Annotated in this window: 21 protein-coding genes and 1 tRNA gene; 9 read left to right on the top strand and 13 right to left on the bottom strand. The window is 55.1% G+C overall.

The features are described 5' to 3' along the window. The first annotated feature begins 43 nt into the window (after nt 1-43). The 4 genes from MHI24_RS09735 to MHI24_RS09750 are packed head-to-tail and all read left to right on the top strand — an operon-like array spanning nt 44 to nt 4,095. A complete protein-coding gene (locus MHI24_RS09735) occupies nt 44-1,507 on the top strand; it encodes a spore germination protein (RefSeq protein WP_340025431.1) in 1,464 nt (487 codons plus the stop codon). Between the two features lie 41 nt (nt 1,508-1,548). Further along, nucleotides 1,549-2,754, top strand: coding sequence for a Ger(x)C family spore germination protein (locus tag MHI24_RS09740; RefSeq protein WP_340025432.1), 1,206 nt, complete (start codon nt 1,549-1,551; stop codon nt 2,752-2,754). Beyond that, nucleotides 2,751-2,960 (top strand): hypothetical protein, encoded by a 210-nt coding sequence (locus tag MHI24_RS09745; RefSeq protein WP_340025433.1) that lies wholly within the window; start codon nt 2,751-2,753, stop codon nt 2,958-2,960. The genes MHI24_RS09740 and MHI24_RS09745 overlap by 4 nt, the downstream gene beginning before the upstream one ends. A gap of 31 nt (nt 2,961-2,991) precedes the next feature. Further along, complete coding sequence (locus tag MHI24_RS09750) at nt 2,992-4,095, top strand: endospore germination permease (protein WP_340025434.1); 1,104 nt, start codon at nt 2,992-2,994, stop codon at nt 4,093-4,095. 84 nt (nt 4,096-4,179) lie between these two features. On the opposite strand, the gene MHI24_RS09755 is transcribed toward MHI24_RS09750, so the two are convergent. The 6 genes from MHI24_RS09755 to MHI24_RS09780 form a co-directional block, all read right to left on the bottom strand. Further along, on the bottom strand, nt 4,180-5,604 hold the full coding sequence (locus tag MHI24_RS09755) for a VanZ family protein (RefSeq protein WP_340025435.1): 1,425 nt from the start codon (nt 5,602-5,604) through the stop codon (nt 4,180-4,182). Between the two features lie 315 nt (nt 5,605-5,919). Then, on the bottom strand, nt 5,920-7,050 hold the full coding sequence (ispG, locus tag MHI24_RS09760) for a flavodoxin-dependent (E)-4-hydroxy-3-methylbut-2-enyl-diphosphate synthase (protein ID WP_340025436.1): 1,131 nt from the start codon (nt 7,048-7,050) through the stop codon (nt 5,920-5,922). 82 nt (nt 7,051-7,132) lie between these two features. Beyond that, nucleotides 7,133-8,389 (bottom strand): ATP-dependent protease ATP-binding subunit ClpX, encoded by a 1,257-nt coding sequence (gene clpX / locus MHI24_RS09765; RefSeq protein WP_340025437.1) that lies wholly within the window; start codon nt 8,387-8,389, stop codon nt 7,133-7,135. 12 nt (nt 8,390-8,401) lie between these two features. Continuing rightward, nucleotides 8,402-8,992 (bottom strand): ATP-dependent Clp endopeptidase proteolytic subunit ClpP, encoded by a 591-nt coding sequence (gene clpP, locus MHI24_RS09770; protein WP_238652163.1) that lies wholly within the window; start codon nt 8,990-8,992, stop codon nt 8,402-8,404. A 278-nt stretch (nt 8,993-9,270) separates the two neighbouring features. Further along, a complete protein-coding gene (gene tig, locus MHI24_RS09775) occupies nt 9,271-10,614 on the bottom strand; it encodes a trigger factor (RefSeq protein ID WP_340025438.1) in 1,344 nt (447 codons plus the stop codon). Between the two features lie 94 nt (nt 10,615-10,708). Next, the gene (locus tag MHI24_RS09780; protein ID WP_340025439.1) at nt 10,709-11,638 is read right to left on the bottom strand and encodes a hypothetical protein; all 930 of its coding nucleotides are present in this window, start codon (nt 11,636-11,638) and stop codon (nt 10,709-10,711) included. A gap of 152 nt (nt 11,639-11,790) precedes the next feature. Here MHI24_RS09780 and MHI24_RS09785 point away from each other — a divergent pair. Further along, nucleotides 11,791-11,864 (top strand) — tRNA-Arg (locus tag MHI24_RS09785). A gap of 835 nt (nt 11,865-12,699) precedes the next feature. Here the strand turns inward: MHI24_RS09785 and MHI24_RS09790 are convergent. From MHI24_RS09790 to MHI24_RS09820, 7 genes are all read right to left on the bottom strand, one after another. After that, entirely contained in the window at nt 12,700-13,056 is a 357-nt protein-coding gene (locus MHI24_RS09790) for a hypothetical protein (protein ID WP_340025440.1), read from the bottom strand. After that, nucleotides 13,049-13,855: an RQC-minor-1 family DNA-binding protein gene (locus MHI24_RS09795; protein ID WP_340025441.1), complete on the bottom strand. Its 807-nt coding sequence runs from the start codon at nt 13,853-13,855 to the stop codon at nt 13,049-13,051. The genes MHI24_RS09790 and MHI24_RS09795 overlap by 8 nt, the downstream gene beginning before the upstream one ends. A 194-nt stretch (nt 13,856-14,049) precedes the next feature. Then, on the bottom strand, nt 14,050-14,931 hold the full coding sequence (gene pstA / locus MHI24_RS09800; RefSeq protein ID WP_340025442.1) for a phosphate ABC transporter permease PstA: 882 nt from the start codon (nt 14,929-14,931) through the stop codon (nt 14,050-14,052). Next, nucleotides 14,931-15,875: a phosphate ABC transporter permease subunit PstC gene (pstC, locus tag MHI24_RS09805; protein WP_340025443.1), complete on the bottom strand. Its 945-nt coding sequence runs from the start codon at nt 15,873-15,875 to the stop codon at nt 14,931-14,933. The genes pstA and pstC overlap by 1 nt, the downstream gene beginning before the upstream one ends. An 87-nt stretch (nt 15,876-15,962) precedes the next feature. Beyond that, on the bottom strand, nt 15,963-16,826 hold the full coding sequence (locus MHI24_RS09810) for a phosphate ABC transporter substrate-binding protein (protein WP_340025444.1): 864 nt from the start codon (nt 16,824-16,826) through the stop codon (nt 15,963-15,965). 42 nt (nt 16,827-16,868) lie between these two features. Continuing rightward, complete coding sequence (locus MHI24_RS09815; RefSeq protein ID WP_340025445.1) at nt 16,869-18,305, bottom strand: hypothetical protein; 1,437 nt, start codon at nt 18,303-18,305, stop codon at nt 16,869-16,871. A 160-nt stretch (nt 18,306-18,465) separates the two neighbouring features. Continuing rightward, nucleotides 18,466-18,906 (bottom strand): hypothetical protein, encoded by a 441-nt coding sequence (locus MHI24_RS09820; protein WP_340025447.1) that lies wholly within the window; start codon nt 18,904-18,906, stop codon nt 18,466-18,468. Between the two features lie 226 nt (nt 18,907-19,132). Between MHI24_RS09820 and MHI24_RS09825 the strand changes: the two genes are divergently transcribed. The 4 genes from MHI24_RS09825 to MHI24_RS09840 are packed head-to-tail and all read left to right on the top strand — an operon-like array spanning nt 19,133 to nt 25,063. Continuing rightward, a complete protein-coding gene (locus MHI24_RS09825; protein WP_340026645.1) occupies nt 19,133-19,876 on the top strand; it encodes an ABC transporter ATP-binding protein in 744 nt (247 codons plus the stop codon). Then, a complete protein-coding gene (locus tag MHI24_RS09830) occupies nt 19,873-20,907 on the top strand; it encodes an ABC transporter permease (RefSeq protein ID WP_340025448.1) in 1,035 nt (344 codons plus the stop codon). The genes MHI24_RS09825 and MHI24_RS09830 overlap by 4 nt, the downstream gene beginning before the upstream one ends. A gap of 58 nt (nt 20,908-20,965) precedes the next feature. Further along, nucleotides 20,966-21,670 (top strand): helix-turn-helix domain-containing protein, encoded by a 705-nt coding sequence (locus MHI24_RS09835; protein ID WP_340025449.1) that lies wholly within the window; start codon nt 20,966-20,968, stop codon nt 21,668-21,670. Between the two features lie 48 nt (nt 21,671-21,718). Next, complete coding sequence (locus tag MHI24_RS09840; protein WP_340025450.1) at nt 21,719-25,063, top strand: SNF2 helicase associated domain-containing protein; 3,345 nt, start codon at nt 21,719-21,721, stop codon at nt 25,061-25,063. Nucleotides 25,064-25,228: the final 165 nt, after the last annotated feature.

Here is a 25,228-nt window from a genome sequence, read left to right on the forward strand (position 1 = left end):
CCCAACCGGAGAGACTATACGGGATGAAAGGAGGCGAATTGATATGACACAGCTAGAGCATGCAGGCTCGCCGCAGGAGAAGCTGCCGGACTCTTTATCCGCTTTTATAGAAGGAATACAAGCACGCCTGGGTACAAGCACAGATATCATCTACCGGTTCATTACACTGGGACCCTTGTCCGCAGTGGTTGTATATATTGAAGGAATGGCGGACCCACAAGCGCTGATGATGGCCATTCATGAAGACGCCGGGTATTTCAATAGCATAAGCGAGCCGCAGCCGGACACCTGTCTGAAGCTGCTGCAGGAACGGACGCTCTCCCTCGGCAAGGTTGGAGGGATTACTAATTATACAGAGATAGAGACCGAGCTCCTGGCCGGCAATTCGGTCATCTACATTAACGGGCTTGGCAGGGCTCTGTCTGCCGGCACAGAAGCGCTGAAGCAGCGGGCGGTGGAGGATGCCGTCTCCCAGTCGGTGGTACGGGGGCCGCGCGAAGGCTTCACCGAATCCCTGCGGGAGAACAGCGCGCTGATCCGGCGGAGAATTCAGAACCCCAAGCTGCGGATTGAACAGCGGAAGCTGGGAGAGCAGACCCAGACCAATATCGCTGTAATGTATATCGAAGGCATTGCCGATCCCGATGTGCTGCAGGAGCTGCGCAGACGGCTGGATGCGGCTAAGCTCGACAGTGTGCTGGAGAGCAACTACATCGAAGAGATGATTCAGGACCGGCGCTACAGCCCCTTTCCGACCGTCTATAATACGGAGCGCCCGGATTCTGCCTCCTCCGCACTGCTGGAAGGCCGGATCGCCATACTCGTAGAGGGCACCCCGTTTGTCCTGGTGGTTCCTGCGCTGCTGGTGCAGTTCTTCCAGTCCAGTGAGGATTATTACCAGCGGAGTGATTTTGCCAGCCTTGTCCGGCTGCTGCGGTTCTTCTGCTTTGCTATCGCCCTGCTGACCCCTTCCTTCTATATTGCTATCACTACCTTCCATCAGGAGATGATTCCGACCACCCTGCTGATCAGTCTGATCGGGCAGCGTGAGGGGATTCCTTTTCCGGCGTTCCTTGAAGCCTTCATCATGGAGATTACCTTCGAAATTCTGCGTGAGGCCGGCATCCGTCTGCCCAAATCCATCGGCCAGTCCGTGTCTATCGTCGGAACGCTGGTCATTGGTCAGGCAGCGGTTGATGCAGGACTCGTCTCGGCGGCCATGGTCATCGTCGTCTCCATTACAGCGATTGCCAACTTCGCTCTGCCTGCCTTCAATGTGGGGATCTCTGTGCGGATGCTGCGGTTTGTTCTGATGGTGATTGCTGCCTCCTTCGGCCTATTCGGGATGATTATTGCGCTCATTATTCTGGGACTGCATCTATGCAGCCTCGAATCTATGGGCATCCCTTACATGACCTCCTTCGCTCCTGTCCGCTGGCAGAGCCAGAAGGATACCTTCATCCGCTTATCCCGGCGCACGATGAAGAAGTATTTCGGGCAGAACTAGCAGGGTGGCATGAACGCTCTTATACGAAAGGACGGCTGTCCATGTGTAGAAGATTCCTGTGTGTCCTCCTGGTAATGAGTCTTGTGCCGCTCACCGGATGCTGGAGCCGTAAAGAGCTGAATGAGCTGGCCCTCGTTATGGCGCTCGGCATTGATCTCGTGCCGGAAGGCTATGCCGTCACTGTTCAGGTGATGAATCCCGGCGAGACCGGCAACCAGGTAGGCGGCCCCTCCGGGGGGATGCCGGTGGTTACGTACCAGGCTACCGGCAGAACCGTTCCCGATGCGCTGCAGCGGATGCTGAGCACGACTCCGCGTATGCTGTATCTGGCTCATATCCGGGTACTGGTCCTCGGGGAGGCTCTTGCCCGCAGCGGGGTCAGCGATGTGCTGGACTTCATCTCACGCGAACATCAGCTGCGCACCGATTTCTTCCTGCTGGTGGCCAAGGATTCCGAAGCTTCGAAGATACTGCAAACCGTCACTCCATTCGAGCATATCCCCGCCAACTCCCTGTATTCTTCCATTCTGGTCTCCCATAAGCAATGGGCAGCTACCGGGAAGGTAACCCTGCAGCAGTTCATTACCGAACTGGAGCGCGGAGGCTCCAATCCTGTGATGTCCGGTGTTGAATTGAAGGGAGATGAAGGGAAGAGCGGTTCCTTGGGCAATCTGGAAACAGTCAGTCCGAAGACCCTGATCCAGCATGCGGGAATCGCAGTGTTCAAGAAAGACAAGCTGGTCGGCTGGCTGGGCGAATCCCTCAGCAAGACATTCAACTATGTCCTGAATGAGGTCGACTCCAACATCAGTAATACACCCAGCCCCGGCGGTGGTCTTGCAGGCTTCATAGTAACCCGGTCGGACAGCACGCTGGAAGCCCGGCTTGATGCACAGGGCAAGCCTGAATTCACGGTGAAGCCCCGTATGGAAGCGAACCTCACCACCATTCAGGGCAAGCTTGATCTTAACAATCCGGCCAGCATCGAAGACCTCCAGAAGAGTATCGAGCAACACTTTGACCTTAGGCTGACCCGGAATATCCGGGAAGTCCAGCAGAAGTATGGTACTGACATCTTCGGCTTCGGCGAAGCACTGCACCGGAAGTATCCCCGCGCCTGGCGAACGTACCGTGAGCATTGGGATGACAGCTTCAGAACGGCCAAGGTGAATGTGCGCTCTAAGGTTGTGATCCAGCGTATCGGTTCGGTCATTCAACCCTTGAGGAAGGAGATCGAGGAAAAATGAACTGGAATCTGATTCTGCTGTTCTTTCTGTTGGTTGTATTGATCCTGAAGACACCTGCTGTAATCAAGCTCCGTTCCCGCCGGGATACTGCCGCTTTCTATGGCTTCTGGGGCCTTGCTGTCGCGGCAACCATACTTGACATAGCAGACCTGCCTCAGTTCAGGCCGCTCGACTGGGTACGCAGCATCATGGAGCTTCTAACCTGAATAACATGCACCAGAGAGGAAGGGACAATCCATGAAGAAGCATTCCGGTATTTCCTTACGGCAGTTCTATATCATGACCTTCGGACTCACCATCGGGACCTCCATCCTGGTCATCCCCAGCGGACTGGCGCATACCGCCAGAGAAGACGCCTGGATCGCCGCACTCTGCAGCCTCCTGATCAATCTCGCTATGGTCGTGCTGTATCTCGCTATTGCCCGGCTGTATCCCGGCAGGAATCTCTTTGAAATTCTTGAGGCTGGCTTCGGCCGCTGGATCGGCAAAATCATCTCCCTGCTGTATTTGTTCTACTTCCTGATTCTTACCGGCACGCTGCTCGGCGACCTCAGCTTCTTCATGAGCAGTGAGATCCTGCCCGAGACACCGGTTGAGGCGATCCAGATCGTCTTCCTGAGCGCCGCCGTAATGAGTGCCAGTCTGGGGATTGTGGTGCTTGCCAGAGTAGGGGAATTATTATTTCCCTGGGTGCTGTTTCTGTTCCTGATTCTGGTGCTGACCCTGATTCCCAGGATCGAATGGAATTATATCAGGCCTGTTCTGGAAGGGGGCTTACGCCCTGTCCTGCTGGCCGGCTATCATTCCGCCATGTACCAGGAGCTTATCGTCCTGATGGTATTCTTGCCACTGGTCAGCAAACCTAAAAGCGGGGAACGGGCCCTTCTGCTGGGAACGTTCGCAGGCGATATGCTGCTTAGCATCATCGTCCTGCTCAGCCTGCTCATCCTGGGCATTGAACAGACGGAGAACAGCACCTTCCCCGCCTTCGCACTTGCCAAAACCATAAATATCGGGAATATACTGCAACGGATCGAAGGTATTATGATTACGATATGGGTGCTGTCCTTTTTTATCAAAATCTCGTTGCTCTACCTCTCGATCCTGCAAGGCGTACAAAACGTCTTCCAGCTGAAGAATCCGAGGCTTCTGATCTATCCCCTGGCCGTATTATTTATGATCGTCGCCTGGAATACCTATATCAACACCGTTTATGTCAACGAAATCATTGCAAAGGTATGGGGGAACTTCTCGGCCATCTACCTGGTGTTTCTCCCGCTGCTGGTATATGTGATTGCGCTGATCCGGCGTAAGCTGGCTGCTTCGGCAGCCAAATCATAACGTTGCTGTCCACAGGACATGCAAAAAGCCCTGCCGCTGCGGACATTCCGCAAACGGGCAGGGCTTTTGCTATATAAATGAATTTTACATAGCCGGTACTTGCGTATCCCATTGTTCTCCGTTCACCGTTCCGGTGAAGTTGTAGACCGGCTGGTAAAACCCTTTTGAATCATAGATGTACCCAAGCTCAACCTGTTCAATACGCAGCACATCGCCTTGTTTCAGATCGTTATACATGTTGAAGTTCCCCTGAAGAATCTCCTCATAAGCCTGTGCGGGGCTGATTAACTCCACCTTCCGTACATACTTGTTCTCGTTCACCGCATAGAACAGATCAAGCGGAGCCTGCTGACCCTTAGAAGCCGGAACCAGCATAATCATTCCCTTGGCAAAATCCTTCCCGTTCTCCGCAATTACAGCCATCGGTTGACTTATGTCCCATCTCAGCGTATTTCCGTTCTGTATACTGAAAACGGCATTATCAGGATAAATATGGTTAGACCGCATCCAGCCTTCATAGAATTCTTTATGCTGTGCTGCTTCTGCTTCACTCATCGTGGAATTCCGGTCGCCTTCGATATACAACTGCCACCCGCCGTCCTGTAAGTTATAGTTGAAGGTGTATGGATTGCCGTCACGGTCTGCGAACGACCAGATGCGGTTCATTCCATCAATCCGTTTCCCCTCCTTATGCTGCAGAGCGAAGGAACGCTGGGCAAGTGCCGCCATCTCCTGTCCATACCCCGAATTGTAGATCCTTGTGCTGACATACAGTGACGCCGGCTCTGCCTCCTCCGGAAGCTCGGCCTGAAGTTCCACCTCAACTCCGCGCATATCCTGCTTAATAGCGGGACGAATGGATAGGTTGCCAAGCTCCTTCGTCTGATAGACGGCCAGCGCACCGGTGAACAACAGAACGAAAACCAGCGGAATGCATAGGGCAAGCCCTGCCGAACGAAAAACCAGCTTTCGCCGCTCCACACTGTCTAATATAGCGTTCATGATCAGGTAGCCTGCTATACTGCCGATCGTGTTATGCAGGATATCGTCCAGCTCAAATATGCCTCTGCGGCTAATCATTTGGATAAGCTCAATACCAGTGGTAACCGCCAGAGAAATCAAAAGCACAGGCACCAAACGCCGGGTTCTCATCCCGAGAAGCGGAATAAGAAATCCAAGCGGCATGAACATCAGCATATTAAAAATAATGAGCTGAAACTCGCTCAGCGACCATTGATTCCAGGCACTGAAGTAACCGCTGAACAGCCGCAAATTAATCCATCCTTCAAAGTTCTGGCCCCTGCTAAAGGTGGTCAATACCATTACGATGCCAAACCACATGATGAGCAATAGCACGGTTATACTCTTCTTTAGCGGGAGCTTTCTGGTTCCGCCTTTCTTGCGATAGACAGCATAAGAGAGAGCAACAGCTCCTAAAGCCGCCAGTCCGATCATCAATACCTTAGACAGAATCGGCAGCAGTGCGCTGATTACACCTTGAAAATCCATATTACATACCTCCATTTTAGAGTAGGACTGGTTGTGTGATATTCCTCATAATGAAACCTACTATATATAAGACAGAGGTAACTCGAATTATGTATCAGCCTTTGCGATATATTTTTGGCACACAAGTGGAAACGGCTTTGCCGTACCGTTTCGGCGAGAAATAGAAGGATAATGTACAATGTGAAACATATACATTCTTATATTTTAAAAAAGCGCCCCTGTGCGAAAAGTCAAATCGAGCAGACTTCTGCATGAGGGGCGCTTCATCTATACTTGAGCGCAGTTATTATTAGGATTTAGGGAAAATAGGATAAATCAGTCCGGTTCGGTTACTGCCGGAGCCAGTCCGGCATGCTTGCGGCCGGGGATCTCCCCCGTCTGCTCAAAGTGTTCCACAATGATGTCGATTTCCTTCTTCAGTTCGTTGACCAGCTCCGCTTCAGGTACCTTACGGATCATCTGTCCATAGCGGAACAGCAATCCCTCCCCGCGTGCACCGGCGATGCCGATGTCCGCCTCTCTCGCCTCACCCGGGCCGTTCACCGCACAGCCGAGGACCGATACCTTAATCGGCACCTTCAGCTTGGAGATGTACTCCTCCACTTCGTTGGCAATGGAGAAGAGGTCGATATCCAGACGCCCGCAGGTCGGGCAGGAGATCAGTGTCGCCGCGTTCGAGATCAGGCCGAAGGTCTTAAGCAGCTCGCGGGCTACCTTCACTTCCTCCACCGGATCAGCACTCAGGGAGATTCGCACAGTGCTGCCGATTCCCATTGAGAGCAATGCCCCGATACCGGCTGAGCTCTTCACCGTTCCGGCGAACAAGGTGCCGGATTCGGTAATGCCCAGGTGCAGCGGATAAGGAATGACTTCCGCCGCCTTGCGGTAGGCTTCAATCGCCATGGGCACATCCGAGGCCTTCAGGGACACGATAATATCGTGGAAATCCAGCTCTTCGAGAATGCCGATATGATACAAGGCGCTTTCGACCATTGCCTCCGCTGTAGGATAACCGTATTTCTCCAGCAGATGATTCTCCAGCGAGCCTGCATTCACTCCGATACGGATCGGAATTCCCTTGTCCTTACAGGCCTTAACGACCGCTTCCACCTTGTCGCGGCGTCCAATGTTGCCGGGATTGATCCGCACCTTGTCGATGCCGTTCTCAATGGCCAGCAGGGCCAGCTTATAGTTGAAGTGAATATCCGCCACCAGCGGAATATGAATCTGCCGCTTGATCTCCTTGATCGCCGCCGCTGCCTCTTCATTGTTGACCGTCACGCGCACGATCTGGCAGCCGGCTTCCTCCAGCCGAAGAATCTCTGCTACAGTTGCTTCCACATCGGCAGTTTTGGTCGTACACATGCTTTGGATGGCAACCTCGTTGTTTCCCCCAATGATCACCCCTCCAACATTAACCGGACGGGTCTGGTGTCTCAAGAACATGGTTTTCTCCCCCATAACGAGCAGAGTCCCCACCCTCTCCGCCCGGAGAAAAGTGGAGACTCTGCATGTATTGTTAAGCGGCTTACGCGCTCTCTTCCTTCTTCTTATCCTTCTTCAGACTCAGCTCAGGCAGGGACTTCTCCTGAACCACCTGCTCGGTAATGACACAATCTCTGATGTCATCACGGGAAGGCACCTCGTACATTACGTCGAGCATAATGCTCTCGATAATGGCACGGAGTCCGCGGGCGCCGGTGTTACGCTTGATCGCTTCCTTGGCAATCGCTTCAAGGGCCAGCGGCTCAAACTTCAGGGCCACATTGTCCATCTCCAGCAGCTTCACATACTGCTTCACGAGCGCGTTCTTAGGCTCGGAGAGGATACGCACCAGGGTGTGCTCATCGAGAGGCTCCAGAGTGGAGATGACCGGCAAGCGGCCGACAAACTCAGGGATGAGTCCAAACTTCAGCAGATCCTCAGGCAATACCATAGACAGGTATTCACCCGGCTTGAGGTCCTTCTGGCCTTCCACGGCGGCGTTGAAGCCGATAACCTTTTTGCCGATCCGGCGCTTGATCATTTGCTCCAGACCGTCGAAGGCACCGCCGACAATGAACAGAATGTTCGTGGTATCAATCTGGATGAATTCCTGATGAGGATGCTTGCGTCCGCCCTGCGGCGGAACCGAAGCGACTGTACCTTCCAGGATCTTCAGCAGCGCCTGTTGTACGCCTTCACCGGAAACGTCACGCGTAATCGACGGATTCTCGGATTTGCGCGCCACCTTGTCAATTTCATCGATATAGATAATGCCGCGTTCCGCCTTCTCCACATCATAATCAGCCGCCTGAATCAGCTTGAGGAGAATGTTCTCAACGTCTTCGCCCACATAACCTGCTTCCGTCAGGGAAGTAGCATCGGCAATAGCAAAAGGCACGTTCAGGATCTTCGCCATCGTCTGCGCCAGCAGCGTCTTACCGGAGCCGGTCGGCCCGAGCAGCAGGATGTTGCTCTTCGTCAGCTCCACATCCTCAATCTTGCTCTGGCTGTTCACGCGCTTGTAGTGGTTGTATACGGCAACGGAGAGCGACTTCTTCGCTTGCTCCTGGCCGATTACGTATTGATCGAGAATATCACGGATTTCCTTCGGCTTCGGAATATCCTTCAGATCAAGCTCTTCCTCGTGGCCGAGCTCCTCTTCCACAATCTCCGTGCACAGCTCGATGCATTCATCGCATATATAAACACCAGGTCCGGCTACCAGCTTGCGGACCTGCTCTTGAGATTTACCGCAAAAGGAGCATTTCAGCTGGCCCTTTTCATCATTAAATTTAAACATCTTACCACCCCTTTAAGATATAATCGGTGAAGAGAGAACCTGGTCAACGAGCCCGTATTCCTTCGCTTCCTCTGCGCTCATGAAGTTATCGCGGTCTGTATCCCGTTCGATTTTGTCAAGGGGCTGTCCTGTGCGTTCTACATAGATCTGATTCAGCTTCTGTCTCGTCTTGAGAATCCAGTCGGTGTGAATCCAGATATCGGACGCCTGCCCCTGAACGCCGCCAAGCGGCTGATGAATCATGACTTCACTGTTGGTGAGTGCGTATCTCTTGCCAGGCGCTCCCGCTGTCAGGAGCAGTGAACCCATACTCGCAGCCATGCCTACGCAAATCGTTGAAACATCCGGTTTGATATATTGCATTGTATCATATATACCCATGCCGGCTGTTACAGAACCACCGGGCGAATTGATGTACAAGTGTATGTCTTTCTCGGGGTCATCCGCGGCCAGGAACAGCAACTGTGCAATAACCAGATTGGCGACATCATCGTCAATCGCATTACTCAGGAAGATGATGCGATCCTTAAGCAGACGGGAATAGATATCATATGAGCGTTCTCCCCGGCTTGTCGTTTCAACAACCATTGGTACCAGACTCATGCCACCAACCTCTTTTCTGTGTCCAGATTAGTCTTTCCGTTTCAGAAATATTTTAACACGTTCAAAGCGGTATGTCATTTATTCACTGTGCGTCCAAACTGCATCGCCCGTGTGCAAGCCATTATATCGCAATTCCACGGACAATGCCAATTCGCTGAATCATGATATGTACTTGCAAGCGTCAGCCCCGATAAAAATAAGGCACGTAACAAAAACTTACGTGCCTTATCATATCTCTATAGAGGCTAATGGAAATAGCCGTTAGGTAAAGTTAACAATTACTCAGCGCTTGCTTCTTCTGCAGCAGCTTCTTCAGCCGGTGCAGCCGGAGCTTCAACTTCCACACTGCTCTCAACCAGAAGGTCGATTGTCTTGCGCAGGGAGATCTCATCGTTCAGGCTGTTCAGGGAGCCGTTGGCTGCCAGAATGCTGCGGATTTCTTCAGGAGTGCGCTTGTAAGCTTCAGCCATAGTAGCCAGCTCCTGCGTAACTTCCTCTTCGGAAACCTCGATCTTCTCTTCCTTGGCAATCACCTCAAGCACCAGGTTGTTGCGGACACGCTTCTCGGCATCGCCCTTCATCTGGTTCTGCAGGTCTTCACGGGTCTGGCCGGAGAAGCTGAGGAACATATCCATGTTCATGCCCTGCTGGCGGAGACGGGTGTCGAAATCGCGCACCATGTTATCCACTTCGCTGGCGATCATCGCTTCAGGAATTTCAACCTCAGCGTTAGCGGCTGCCAGGTCAACTACTGCAGATTCGCGCGCGCCTTTGATTTCGTCCTGCTTGCGGGATTCGAGCTGTGCCTTCAGGTCAGCCTTGTATTCTTCCAGCGTGTCGAATTCACTTACATCCTTGGCGAATTCATCATCCAGCTCAGGAAGCTGTTTGCGCTTGATTTCGTGCAGCTTCACTTTGAATACGGCAGCCTTGCCTGCCAGCTCAGCAGCGTGGTAAGTCTCAGGGAAGGTTACTTCAACATCCTTGAAGTCGCCGGTGGACATGCCCACTACCTGCTCTTCGAATCCTGGAATGAAGGAGTTGCTGCCCAGCTCCAGGGAATGACGCTCGCCCTTACCGCCTTCGAAGGCAACGCCGTCAACGGAACCTTCGAAGTCGATGACTGCGATATCGCCGTTCACTGCTGCTTCCTCTTCAATGACAACCAGCTCAGCATGACGCTCCTGCAGACGCTTCAGTTCAGCGTTCAGCTCTTCGTCAGTAACTTCGGCCTTCTGGACTGGAACTTCCAGGCCTTTGTACTGGCCCAGCTTCACTTCAGGCTTAACAGTGATCTTCGCTTTGAAGATGAACGGCTGGCCCTTGGCGAACTGCTCGATGTCTACTTCCGGACGGTCTACCGGGAAGATGTCGGTCTGTTCAACCGCTTCACCGTAGGCTTGCGGAAGAAGGATGTCGATAGCGTCCTGATACAGGCTCTCTACACCGAAGCGGGATTCAAAAATCGGCCGCGGCACTTTACCTTTACGGAATCCAGGTACGTTTGCTTTCTTTACCACTTTATTAAAAGCTTTGTCGAGTGCTGCAGCTACGCGTTCTGCTTCAACTTCGACTTCAAGAACTCCAAGGTTCTTCTCTATTTTTTCCCAGGTTGCTTTCATAATATACTTTTCCCTCCAAAAATAGGTTGCATGTTAACTTAATAGTCCAACATTTCACGCACAGAATAACCACTATATTATATCCAACATTACTTTATTTATCAAGTAGAGAACTCTTTACAAATCCCCTGAGCGAGCGGTACGCCCCTTCAAACTGGAAGCGCATGGTTCCTGTGATCCCGTACATCCCCCGTGTCTCTTCTTCCTGCCGGCTGCCGTTCAGGCTCTCGGACACGATCTGGTGCAGCGCCCCCGCCCAGATATCCAGCTGGGAATCCTCCCCGTCCAGCAGGGTGCGGTAATCCCGCGAGCCGTAGATCGACATGATGAACTGGCCCCACAGCTCCTGGGCAAAATAGTACAGCGTAGGCTCATGCACCTCCGCCTGCTCCGCCACCCGCTCCAGCACCTGGCTGACCTGCAGCGGAAACTCTTCGCTGCTCAGCGGCACGGTCTCGATCTCCACCTCGGCGGTCTCCTGTCCGCGGCTCAGCGTAATCGTCCCCTGCACGCCTCTGCGGCGGAGTGTCTGCAGCGTGCGGAACTGCAGCAGCGGATGCACCTCGGTCTGCTGCAGCCAGCCGGTCAGCGCCTCATCCACCTGAGCTCCCTCCAGATAAGAGAGCTGCTCCAGGGCCAGCACGGTCGATTCGGACAACGGCTCGTCCATAACCCGCTTCAGCAGCTTATCAGAGTAACCGGCATCCTCCGCAAGCTTCGATCTGGCGAGCGTCCGGGCCATGTCCTCTTCTCGCAGCTCCGGCTCTTCCGCCCGGAAGACACCGTCTGTATCGCCGCCTTGCACCGCGTATGGAAAAGCTGCGGCCAGCCAGTCATGCAGCGACTGCCACTCCTCGTAGTGCCGCTCCTCCTGTCCCTGGCACTGGAGCAGGAACTGCAGCAGTTCCATCGCCTCCCTGTAACGCTCGCTCTCCAGCATCACCGTCAGCTGGATCTGGTAATAATCCAGCGTCTTTGGAAACAGCACGATATTCTCTTTGGCCGGGGCATTGAATTCATTCATGAGGGCACCTCCTTCTTATGCAAACTGTGAGCCTCCGAACCTTAATCAATTGTAGATTATAGCATATCCCCTGAGCGTTTCAAAAAAACAAGTTGAAAAGTTTTATCATGTATGATAACATAATTTTTGCTTGCTTTTCAGTCATTGATCATGTCCCGGTAGCTCAGCTGGATAGAGCATGCGCCTTCTAAGCGCACGGTCGGGGGTTCGAATCCCTTCCGGGACGTCATAAGAAACAGCCTTCCTCCGGGAAGGCTGTTTTGGCGTCCGGGGGATGAGAACCCAGGCGTATCAGCAAAATGTATGCTGTTTTTCGCATAGATTCAGGCCACATGCCTGCACATCAGCAAATGTATGCTGTTTTTCGCATAGATTCGAGCCAGATGCCTGCGCATCGGCAAATGTATGCTGTTTTCCGCATACATTCAGGCCACACGCCTGTGCGCCAGCAAATGTATGCTGTTTTTCGCATACATAATTCCCACGATGAAAAGGGGCTGTCACTTTTGGGACAGCCCCTTAATCCAGAGGGATGAGAATCCAGCGCGGCAGAACCTTACTGGTACCTCGCGGACTGGAGTTCCGTTATTTCGGCGGATTCCAGCCTGTCCGCAGGTTAGGCGGACTCAGAATCCGTTAAGTAACCTAATCCGCATCATTTGGAGCTCGAACATACCTGTTAACGGCCCCTCTGCAACGGGCAGGGGATCGGGGTTTTACAACCAAATAGCGGCCTCTCAGTCCGCATCCCCCTGCTGGTGGACGTGCCTGTACGCTAATGGCTTGGTTAGGAAGAACGCTCAACGGTGGAGGACCCTTCATGAATCCTCGCGGACTGGAGTTCCGTTATTTCGGCGGAATCCAGCCTGTCCGCAGGTTAAGCGGACTCAGAATCCGTTAAGTAACCCAATCCGCATCATTTGGAGCTCGAACGTACCTATTAACGGCCCCTCAGTCCGCAACGGGCAGGGAATCGGGCATTTACAGCCAAATAGCGTCCTCTCTGCTCCGCATACCATCCGCAATTGTCTTTCACGCCCCGGGCTGGACGCCACAGCTCCTCACTCCTTGATATAGTGAGTAGCATAATGCATCTCAACCGTTGCATCACCAGACTTGGAAAAGCGAAGCGGGCGCTTAGGCCCCTTGCCCCATTTGACATAAGCGGTGTGGGACGGCTTCAGCTCAAGCTCCCGCGCCTGCTTACGGATCAGCGACAGGATGAAGTTGAACTGCGACAGGTTGCCGCGCAGGACCCGCTCCAGATACGGCACCTTACCGAAGCGCCACTCTTCTACCTGCTCAGGACGGACTGCTCCAAGTCTGAGGAACACTTCTAACCGAGCGACAAAGCCCTTCCCGGCAATGAGCTTCTTCACAATTTGGTCGACTTTCTTGTTTAGTTCCTGCCTATTCATTCATGCCGTCCTCCGTATTCCTGCAATGCTCGCACTTCTCCGGAAAGTAAATACCATCTGCCCGGTAGCAGCTCAAATCATGATGATCGAATACATACGGATCGCCGCATTCCGCACACTGCAGAATCACCGGATCGCGCGTGTGTTGGATCAGCGCTTGCGCGCGGTCCAGCAGCAGCTGATGCCATGCGCTCTCCTCCAGCCGGTCACGCTCCTGCAGATCAGTGACGACCCTCTGGATCTCGACCTTTACCTTCGCGTAGTCTACAGCATGCCACTGCTCCAGGAAGGGGATGTATTTCCGGTCACCGGAACACAGGATTTTGAACAGAAACAACAGAATCATGCCCCGGTTACGATCCTTCAAATATTCCATACTGACCGGCGCTATCCCATGCTCCAGCCAGTGCTCCCACTCCCGCAGCAGCTCTTCCGCCCCCCGTTCCCGCCGGACAGTCCAGCCGTAGACGGTGAACTTGATGAGAGGGAGCTTCCCGGACAGCTCGGTCTCCAGGTACCCGGTTGCTAGGAGGACATCCACCTTCTCCATGATCTGCTCCATCGTCAGCTCGCGGTAGAAGCCATAGGCGGGTGTGTGATTCAGCCCGAGTTCAAGCAGCTTCTTCTCCTTCGAGCCCTTCAGGATCTTGGCCAGAAGCGTGCGCCCTCCAGCGTCAATAATCTCATCAGCTGCCTGCAATATGGCAAGCATCTCCGGTCTCGGCAGCGGTGTATTCAGCGGATACTCGGGCGGCTGCTTCCGGTTCGGCTTACGGCGGTTGGTCTTCTGTGCGCTCACAGCGTCCTGCCTCCTTGTCCTTATTATGAACACAGGCTCGTCCAGCCTGCGCCTATTTCATAGTCGAATTATAGCATACCCGCGATCAACCAGAAAAAGGAACCTGCGCCAACAGGCTGCCCGCCATGAAACTTCCATAGCAGAGCAGCCTGTTACACCCGGATATAGCTTCTATTCCCCCACTTGCAGCCGCCTCAGCGTCCCCGGCGGCGGTTGCCCAGCCACAGCGGGAAGCGGAAAATAAAGTTGATCATCAGCACCACAAACACCAGCACCGCCGCGGATTTATCGGCGATCTGCCGCGCGTCCTCGACGATGGCCTCGGACTGTACATACCACAAATGCACCGCCAGGGTCTCGCCCGGCGAGAACAGATTGAAATCCCACATCTCGCCGGAGGTGCTGAGTCCGGCGGTCAGAATGATGACCGCCGACTCCCCGAAGGCGCGTCCGGCCACCAGGCAGACGCCAGTTACAATTGCCGGCAGGGCTACCGGCAGCACGACCTTGCGGATGACATGGAACTTCGTCATGCCGAGGGCATAGCCGGCTTCCCGGATGTCGCCGGGAACCGCGCGCACCGCTTCCTCGGTGACGCGGGCCAGCATCGGCAGGTTCAGCAGCGCCAGGCTGACACCCCCGCCGAGGATCGTCAGGCCAACGCCGAAGTACTCGGCGAAGATGGCCAGACCGAGCAGGCCGAAGACGATGGACGGCACGGAGGACAACGATTCCACGCAGATGCGCAGCGCTCCCGTGAAGGCATTGTCCGGCGCATACTCCGCCATATAGATCCCTGCGCCGATACCGATCGGCACCGAAATCAGCAGGGAGATGAACAGAATGTAGAAGGAGTTGAACAGGACGGGGCCGATCCCCCCGCCGGCATCGATCTCCTCGGGCTGCTTGAGCAGGAAATCCGGCCGAAGCGTGGGCAGGCCTTTGCTGAGAATGGTGAACAGCAGCCAGAAGATTAGCAGCATGACTAGAGCGCCTAGCGTATAGAAGCCGATCGTCGCCAGCTTGTTCCGGCGCTGGGCTCTGACCGTGTGGCGTGTGCGTGTGAATCCGTTCATCAGGCATCCCTCCGTTTGCGGCCCAGGAGCCGGATCACCAGAATCAGCACGAACGAAATCAGCAGCAGCAGGAACGCCATCATATGCAGGGCATAGTTCCAGGTGGAGTCGAATTCAACATTCGAGATCTGCATCACGATGTTGCTGGTCAGCACCGAGGTTGGCGCGAACAAGCTTTTGGCGAGCTGCGGCGTGTTCCCGATCACCATGACCACCGCCATGGTCTCGCCGACAGCGCGGGTCATCCCCAGAATGACAGCCGAGATAATGCCCCGGCTGGCGGCGGGCAGGACGACGCGCATAATGACCTGGAGCCGGGTGGAGCCCAGCGCATAGGCGGCATCCCGGTATTTGCGCGGAACGGCGGTGATTGCATCATCGCTGATCCGGCAAATGGTCGGCAGCACCATCAGCGCCAGCACCAGGGCAGCAGCCAGCAGCCCGTCCCCCAGGCCTTCCCCGCTGATCCGGCGCAGGAAGGGAAGCAATACGGTCAGGCCGAGATAGCCGTATACTATAGAAGGAATGCCGACCAACAGGTCCAGCACCGGGCGGATGAAGCTGTTCAGCCACTTCGGCGCAATCTCCGCACAGAGCACCGCCATGCCGACCGAAACCGGAACAGCAATGACCAGCGTCAGCGCAGTCAGTGACAATGTATTTACAATGAAGGCTGCCGCTCCGAACATGTCCTCCTCCGGCGACCAGTTGAACGAGAAGAAGAAGTCCATAGGCGAGATTTGACTGAAGAGCAGCAGCGCTGTTTTGCCGATAAAAATAATAACGAGCCCAAGCACCACACAGAGTGCAAGGATACTGAACAGAAAATAATAACGTGATACGATGTTGCCCAGCAGATGTCTGCGGTGCCGCTTGGTATTATGCTTAACCTTCTGAGCGCTTGTCTGTGTCTGTGTTGTCAGGCCGTGAACCGGTGCCCCCATACTTTCCCTCCTGTAAGAGGCCAACCCCGGAATCCCGGAGCTGGCCGCTGTTGCCTATCAGTCTATGTGCTTGCCGAATCTCTCTTATTAGGACTGCATTGCCGAAATCGGAATGAACTTCAGCTTCTTGAGCGAGCCGGACTGGAATTTCTTACTCTGTACATATTCAATGAATTCTTTGGTAGCGCCGGTTGGCTGGCCCTTGGTCATATAGTAGCCGTAAGCCCAGATCTTGTAGGAGCCGTTGATCACGTTATCCGTGGTCGCTTCTACACCGTTGAACTTCACAGCCTTGATGTCGCTGCCGGTTACATAGACAAGGTCGATATATCCGATGGCGTTAGGCGTGGTGCCTACTGCGGTTTTCATGTCGCCGCTGGAGCCGGTTTCCTTGTAGTTCTTCTCTTTCTTCACGATGTCCCCGCCGCCCAGCGCTTTAGCCTGATAGTTAACACGGGTACCGGAACCGAAGGCGCGGGTGATGACAACGATATTCGCGTCTGCTCCGCCGACTTCTTTCCAGTTGGTGATTTTGCCGGAATAGATGCCCTTCAGCTGTTCAGTGGTCAGATTATCTACGCCAACATTCTTGTTCACGATCGTGGCAAACGGAATGACTGCGACCTTATTCGCTACCTGTCCGTCAAAAGCCTTAAAGCCCGGCACATCCACGCTGGCATCCCAGTCACAGGCACCGATATCGGCGATCCCCTTCTTCACGGCCTGCGGTCCGGTCACGGAGCCTTTGCCGGATGCGGCGATTTTCACCTTAGGGTGCAGCTTCTGGAATTCCTTCGCCGCCTGCAGGGTCAGCGGAAGCAGTGCTGTAGACCCGTTGACGGTGATTTTACCCTTAAGGCTGTCCGCTGCTGCGGCCACCCCTGCGAAAGATGCGGTAACCGCGATTACTGCGGTGAGTGCTGTAACTGTTAATTTTCTGAAAACCTTCATGTCTGATTTCTCCTCCCGGCGATTGGCCGATAAATGTTGTTATTAGTTCTCTTCTTCAGGTGTACTGGACAGCTCCAGTGCCTTGCCGTTCTGTACCACAACCACTGTTCCGTCACTGACAATTGCCAGCTTGCTGCCGTCCCCGGATACAGACACTTCGGATACATCGTCTGCGGTACGGAACACTTCAACCGGAGCTGCGCCGTCGGCAATGGAGTAGATAACCGTGCTTCCGTCCGCCGCAGTACCTGCAACCATCAGCCCTGTGCTGATGCGCTGAACCCAGTTCGCCTCCACACTGAGGGTGATATCTTTGACAGTGCCGTCTGCCGCAATCTGCTTCAGCGTATTGGCCGCATTGCCGTCAGGGTCAGCACTCAGGTAGACTACACTGCCTTTGGCCAGAATCTCCGGATACAGCTTGTTGTCAGGCGATGCCGTTAAGGCAACAGGCTTAGCGCCTTTCGTTGTCAGATCCAGCTTGAACAGCTGCTCCCCGGCTTTGCTGTAGTCGACTGTGAGGGAATCCTCTGTGCTGTCCGCATCATTCTTGGCGGTGCCTGTGATGTTGACGATGTAGACGGCGCTTGTGCCATCGGCAGAAATACGGAGCTCAGACTTGTTCTCCACCTTATCCTCCAGCAGAGCCTTCACTTCGCCAGTCTCTACAGAGATCTGGGCCAGCTTCTCCTGCTTGTCGCCCTGGATGAAATAGATCGTCTTGCCGTCGCCGGACCATACAAAATCTGTCTTGACGCTGGCGTCCTTGCCAAGCGGGGTGATGATGCCCGTGGACAGGTTCATCAGCTTCACCTGACCGGTCTCATCGCTGAATACGCCCCACTGCTGATCAGGCGATACCGCATAATCTACTGCACTCTCGTTAGTAGAGAACACCTCATAGTCACCCGGCGTCTGGGAGAACTTATAGAGCACCGTGGACTCCGCATCGCTCTGATTTGCAATTAGCTTGCCGTCCGCAGTCCAGTGAAGCGTATCGAACTGGCCGGAAGGCCGGGCGAAGCTGAGAATGCTGCGGGTCTCCGCGTTCAGCTCTCCGCCAAGCGAGCTCACCAGCTTCGTGAGCTCCACATATGTTTTACCGTTAAGCACTACAGGGGCGGCTGTGAATTCCTTTGTTTCGCCGTCAGCCTGGTAGCTTTTGACACCGGCCTGAATCTGCACATTATGTAATCCCTTGCTGTCATTCAACTGGAATCCGCTGCTGCCGCGCACCAGTCCTGCGCCCAGTTCTCCGGCAACCTGGCTTAATGAATAGAGCTTATATCCGCCGCTGTTGATCGTGCTGAGTGCAACCTGTGTACCGTTAATGCTCCAGGTCATACTGCCCTCCTGGACAGCGGCTTGCTTCACAGCGGCGGCGTTCACCTGGCTGCCCGTGGCCAGAATGCTAACGGCTCCCCCTGTTACGAGAAGTGCTGATGCCAGTGCCGCGCCGATCCATTTACTGTTTGTCAATTCGATTCACCCTTTTCCTATAGGTAACTGCTATAGCTATTGTCGTCTACGAGTGTCAATTCTGTTGCGGAGGAATGTTATGGAAATATTAACTGCGGACAACATTTGAAAAAGACCTGCCCGGAATATCCTCCGGCACAGGTCTTATGTAAAAGCTATGTTAATTCACAATCCAGGTCACAATAATCTCGTTCCCGCCCCCCGGAGATTCCGCGCTGCTTCCAATAATAGAATAGGAGTAGGCGCCGTTCACCTTGCCGTTAATCAGGATGTTGCTGCTGTCCACAATCGCTGTCCCAAGCTCCAGCCGCTTCTCTCTGACATACCTCTGATAGGCAGTGCCTAGAGAGGTCATGCTCTCATCCGTCTTGTAGATCAGCATGGAAGAGGTCTTCCCCGCTGTCAGCTCGCCCTTAGCCAGCGTGATGCCTGCCCCTGCGGGAATCGGCAGATCGCCAGGCAGATATTGCCGGGCCTCCGTGTTCTCTTCCGCCAGGGTGTGAAAGCTTCCGCTGCCTGCCTCTTGAGCCGGACCGCCGCAACCGCCCAGCCCCGCCGCCAGCAATACGCCCAAGGTCAGGAGCAGCCTGTGTCCTGCCATGATTCCACCACCTTATGTGAATTGGTTTCTCAGGATGCCGGGGATTATCAAGTATACCCTTTATTACCCGGCTGCTGGGCAGAAGGAAACGGACAATCCATAAAATTTGATGTAATGCAGTGTTGCGGTACATTAAAGGATTTACTTTGAGAGCAGGAAGGATTATATTATGAGTGAGTACTCACTCATTATTCAGAGGATTGAGGGGATAACCATGAATCAGACGATGGGTCGGGCATTAAATCAGGCGAATCCGGTGATTGAAGTTACCCATGTTGACCGCTCTTTTGGTCAGAAGAAGGTACTCCAGGACATTACGCTGGAGGTGAACCGGGCAGAGACCTTCGGCATTCTCGGGCCCTCCGGCTCGGGCAAAACGACGCTGGTCAGACTGCTGACCGGCATTGACGAAGCAACCTCCGGGGAGGTCCAAGTGCTGGGGGTGCGGATGCCGAAGCTGGCCATGCTCCAGCAGATCGGTTATATGGCCCAGTCGGATGCCTTGTATACGGAGCTGAGCGCCAAGGAGAATCTGGAATTCTTCGCTTCCCTCTATGGCTTGAAGGGCGGCAACCGCACTCGGCGGATTGGGGATGTGATGGAGCTCGTGAACCTGCAGGAGCATCTGCGTAAGCGGGTGGACCAATATTCCGGGGGCATGAAGCGGCGCCTGTCGCTGGCAATTGCCCTTCTCCACGAACCGCCGCTGCTGCTCCTGGATGAGCCGACAGTCGGGATTGACCCTGTGCTGCGCCAGTCGATCTGGAAGGAGCTGAAGGCGCTGAACCGCAAGGGAACGACCATCGTTCTGACCACCCATGTGATGGATGAAGCGGAGAAATGCGACCGGCTGGCTATGATCCGGGATGGCGTTCTGCTGGCTGTGGACACACCGCAGGGTCTGCTTCAGGCTACCGGTACGGCCACAATTGAGGATGCTTTTCTCTATTACGGAGGTGTGCGCTCATGAGAATCCGGGCGATTACCCTGAGAATTCTGCAGCAGTTTATCCATGATAAAAGAACGATGGCACTCATGTTCATCGCGCCTCTAGTGGTGCTCAGCCTCATGAGCCTGGTATTCAACGGCAAGGACTATGAGCCGAAGATCGGCGTGGCTGGCGGTGCAACGGCGTTAAGTGCTGCTCTAGAGTCCCAGAAGGCTGAGGTTACCGTCTACAAAGATGCTGAAGCCGGGAATGCCGCTCTGAAGGCCGGTGGCCTTGATGCGTTCATTACCATGAAGGGAGCTCAGCCTGAGGTAATGCTGGAAGGCAGTAATCCGGATGCGAACCGTGCTGTACTCCGGGCCTTGCAGGAGGCTACTCAGCGCCCTGAGCCTGCGGGAGCAGCCGGCAGCGTTCAGCCGCAAATCAGCTACCTGTACGGTGCGGAGGATATGAAGATGATTGACCGCTTCGGCCCGATTATGATCGGCGTGTTCGTCTTCTTCTTTGTCTTCCTGATTGCCGGAGTCTCCTTCCTGCGCGAACGGACAACGGGAACGCTGGAGCGCCTTCTCTCCACCCCGCTGAAGCGCTGGGAGATCGTCACCGGATATGTGTGCGGCTTCGGTATCTTCACCGTCTTCCAGGCCCTGCTGATCTCCTGGTTCTCCATCCAGGTGCTGGGCATCCTGATGACCGGCAGCTTCGGCTACGTCCTCCTGATGACTCTGCTATTGTCAATGTCGGCGCTGACGCTCGGCACCCTGCTCTCGGCCTTCGCCGCCAATGAGCTGCAGATGATTCAGTTCATCCCGCTGGTGATTGTCCCGCAGATCTTCCTCAGCGGACTGTTCCCGCTGGATACCCTTCCGCTCTGGCTCCAGCGCTTAGGGCTGGCAACGCCCATCTATTACGGCGCACAGGCGCTGATGGATATCATGCTCCGCGGCAAAGGCTGGAGTGACATCGCTCTGGATGTATTCGTGCTGGCCGGCTTCTCCCTGCTGTTCATGGTGCTGAATGTGCTGGCGCTGCGCAAGCACCGCCGCATGTAATCGGCGGCCGGGCTATGGTACACTAGGAGGAACTGTTAAGAGTCTGGAGGTTCGATTCATGGAGAAAGACCCTGCTGCCGGACACCCGGAGCAAGAACAATGGATTCAGGAGCTGCTGGCCATCAGCGAGCAGGAGAAGGTGACGCCCAAGCAGCTCTCCATCCTGGAGGCGGCGATCGATGTGTTTGCCGAGAAGGGCTTCTCGGCTGCCGCCACCAGTGAGATTGCCCAGAGGGCGGGTGTGGCTGAGGGCACGATTTTCCGCTATTACCGGACCAAAAAAGATCTGCTGCTCGCCATCGTTGTGCCCACCATGAGCCGGATGATCGCTCCGTTCGTGATGCGCAATTTCAGCGGTGTGCTGGATGTCCCTTTCGATAGCTACGAGGCCTTTCTTAAGGCCTTCATGGTGAACCGGCTGGAGTTCGTCCGCAGGAATCTGAAAATCATCAAAATTCTCATTCAGGAAATCCCCTTCCAGCCTGCACTGAAGGAGCAGTTGACCAAGAATATCTTCGAGCAGGTTCTGGCCCGGGTCACTGCCATTACTGAGCATTTCAAAGCCAAGGGCGAGGTTATTGACGCTCCTACTCCTTCGATCATCCGCTTCACCATCTCCGCGATTGCCGGCTATCTGCTGACCCGGCTGGTGCTGATGCCGGACCATGACTGGAATGATGAGGCCGAGATTGAACAGACCATACGCTTCATTCTGCACGGGATCGGCGGGGCGGAGAGCGGAGCAGGCCCGGCTAACGGATAGAAGCTGTTACATCATGAGAGATAAGGAAGATGAGGAAGTGATCAATCCGTGGGTTATCAGGTACCGGAACGGGTAATCAAGCTGCTGTGCGGCAATGCCGCCTTTGATCAGGGGGCGGCTTATTATCATTCCCATAAGGTGGACCTTGTCTATACGGAGCATAACGAGGAAGAGGAATATTCCAAATACCGCGCTGAAGTCCATGGCCTGGACAGCCATGAGATTGCGCTGATTGTAGACAGCGACGGCGATGTGCAGGGGGAATGTACCTGCCCGGCGTATGTTCACGGCGGACCTTTCTGCAAGCATATTGCGGCGGCGCTGGTGACGGTCCTCTACCGCAGCCAGGCTGCAGGAGCCGAACGGACTGAGGATATGCCGGCAGATACAGAGGTGGCATATCCCGGGAGAATCGGCAGTCTGCCGCTGGCGCAAGGCAGAGTTGGCCCTTCTGGGACTGAGCACAGGGAGCGCAGCGTAGACAAGCAACTGGTAAGTAACATGCTCGGGATGTTCACCGGAGGACGGCAGCAGCCAAGCGGTGCCGGCACATATATCGACCTGCGCACACCGCTCCAGGTCGAGTTCATCTGCCGGCCCTTCAACATCGGCTACAGCAGTACGATGCTGGGCATCGAAGTGAAGCTGGGCCCCAAGCGCCTCTATATCGCTCAGAAGATCAGACCTTTTCTGGAGCAGGTCCGCCGGGGCGAGCCCTTTGAATTCACAGCGCACTTCAGCTATGATCCCGCCCAGCATAGCTTCTCCAAGGAGGATAACGAAGTCCTGCTGAGGCTGATCGAAATCATGCTGAATGAGAAGGTCTACAATAGCCTCCACAATCCGTATGCTGCCGGCTTCAGACATCCGGGAAATGACCGGCTGCTGCCGGTGGCTCCTTTTTTCTGGGAGAGTCTGTACCCCCTGCTGGAAGCAGCGCCTGCGGTATGCCTTCAGCATGGACAGCTTCAGCTGGACCGCTTGGCTGTCTCGGATGAACCGCTGCCGCTCAGCTTCCAGTTCGACCAGGCACAGGAGGAGGGTTACCGGCTGGATGTCCGGGGGCTTGAGCAGCTTACGATTCTGGAGAACTATGGGCTGGTCTTGACCGAAGACAGGCTGCTGAAGCTCCCGGCACAGGAATGCATCCGTCTCTCCGAGCTGAAGCGGATGCTCAGCGGCAGCCGGCGGGACAGCCTGGCGATTACGCCCGAGCAGATGGAGCCCTTCATGGAAAGTGTTATACCCGGGCTGAAGAAGCTCGGCAGGGTAAACATTGCCGACGCTATCGCGGACAGGATCGTCCAGACCCGGCTTCAGGCCAGACTCTATCTGGACCGGGTGAGGGACCGGCTGCTGGCCGGGCTTGAATTTCAGTACGGCGGCATTGTCATCAATCCGCTGGAGGAGAAGGCGCAGGAGCGGAGCCGTGAGGTCATTCTCATGCGGGACGGGGAAGCGGAGCGGCGGATTCTCGACCTGATGGCGCATGAATCGTTCGCGCGGACCGAGAGCGGATATATCATGCGCGATGAGGAGGGGGAATTCGACTTCCTGCACCATACCATACCGCTGCTGGAGCCGCTTGTGCAGATCTATGCCACTACGGCGGTCAAGGAGAGAGTCCTCACGGATCACGCCATGCCTAAGGTCAGCCTAAGCTGGAACGAGAAGACCGACTGGCTGGACTTCAAGTTCGCGATGGAGGGGATCGGCGAACAGGATATTGTTGAGGTGCTGAAGTCGCTGCAGGAAAAGCGTAAATATTACCGCCTGCCGGACGGTGCCCTGCTCCCGCTGGAAGGCGCTGAATTCCAGGAGATCATCGCCCTGATGAACGAGCTTGGCGTCTATAGTGTGGATATCCGCAGTTCGGAGTTCTCCCTGCCGCTGCTCCGCACCCTTCATCTGCGTGCAGAGACCGGCCAGGGGGAAGCCGTTCAGCTCGGCCGGTCCCTCCGGCGGCTGCTGGCCAATCTGTCGAATCCCGAGAATCTGGATTTCCCAATGCCGGAGAGCCTTGTTTCTGTGCTGCGGGATTACCAGCAGTACGGCTTCCAGTGGATGAAGACGCTGGCCCATTACCGCTTCGGCGGGATTCTGGCTGACGACATGGGCCTCGGCAAAACGCTCCAGAGCATCGCCTTCCTGCTCTCTGAGTTGGAGGATATCCGGCAGAGCGGCGTACCTGCACTAGTAGTTGCACCCGCTTCCCTGGTCTATAACTGGCACAATGAGCTGAAGCGTTTCGCTCCGGAGATTAAGGCTGTCATTGCTGACGGCAACGCCGGGGAGCGCAGCCGGACGCTGAAGAATACTGCCGGACAGGACGTCATTATCACATCGTATCCGCTGCTGCGCAGAGATGTGGAGGAATACGTGAAGCGCTCCTTCCATACGCTCATTCTGGATGAAGCGCAGATGATCAAGAATCACGAGACCCAGACCGCCCGGGCGGTCAAGCTGCTCCAGGCCCGTTACCGCTTCGCGCTGACCGGCACACCGGTGGAGAATGCGCTGGAGGATCTGTGGTCGATCTTCAGCGTGATTTTCCCCGGACTGTTCCCCGGCAAGAAAGCCTTTCATGACCTTCCCCGGGAGACTGTAGCCAAACGGATCAAGCCGTTCCTGCTGCGCCGCCTTAAGAGCGATGTGCTGAAGGAGCTGCCGGACAAAATCGAGTCCCTTCAGGCCTCCGAGCTGCTGCCGGAGCAGAAGAAGCTCTATGTCGCCTATCTGGCCCGCCTGCGCAAGGAAGCGCTCAAGCATCTGGACAGCGACAGCTTCGGCAACGGCCGGCTCAAGGTGCTGGCCGGGCTTACCCGGCTGCGCCAGCTCTGCTGCCACCCCGCCCTGTTCGTGGACGGGTACACAGGCGGCTCCGGCAAGTTCGAGCAGCTCTTGGAGATTATCGATGAATGCCGCAGTGCCGGCAAGCGGATGCTGATCTTCTCACAGTTCACGCAGATGCTGGGGTTGATCAGCCGGGAACTGGCTCTGCTGGGGATTCCGTATTTCTACCTGGACGGCCAGACCCCTGCCGCGCAGCGTGTGGAGCTATGCAGCCGCTTCAACGAAGGCGAGCGGGACCTGTTCCTGATCTCGCTGAAGGCAGGCGGAACAGGCCTTAATCTGACCGGGGCCGATACGGTCATTCTCTACGACCTGTGGTGGAACCCCGCTGTCGAACAGCAGGCGGCCGACCGTGCCCACCGGATCGGGCAGAAGCGGATTGTACAGGTGATCCGCCTGGTTGCCCAAGGGACGGTGGAGGACAAGATGTACGAGCTGCAGCAGAAGAAAAAGAGCCTGATCGACGAAGTCATTCAGCCGGGCCAGGAGGCGCTGTCCAGCCTGAGCGAGCAGGATATCCGCGAGATTCTCTCGCTCTGAGGCGTCGGCGGCGGTGCCAGCCTCAGTCCGTTCGGCTCTTATGCACTTCTGTTGTACTTTTTACACTAGAATAAGGCCCCATTAGTTGAAAAATCGGATCTGCTGCATTTTGTACACTAGATTTTTGCGGATATGCCGTTTCGAGCAGAAATTCAGTAAATCAAA

The organism is Paenibacillus sp. FSL K6-1096 (genome assembly GCF_037977055.1).
Lineage (GTDB): Bacteria > Bacillota > Bacilli > Paenibacillales > Paenibacillaceae > Paenibacillus_AQ.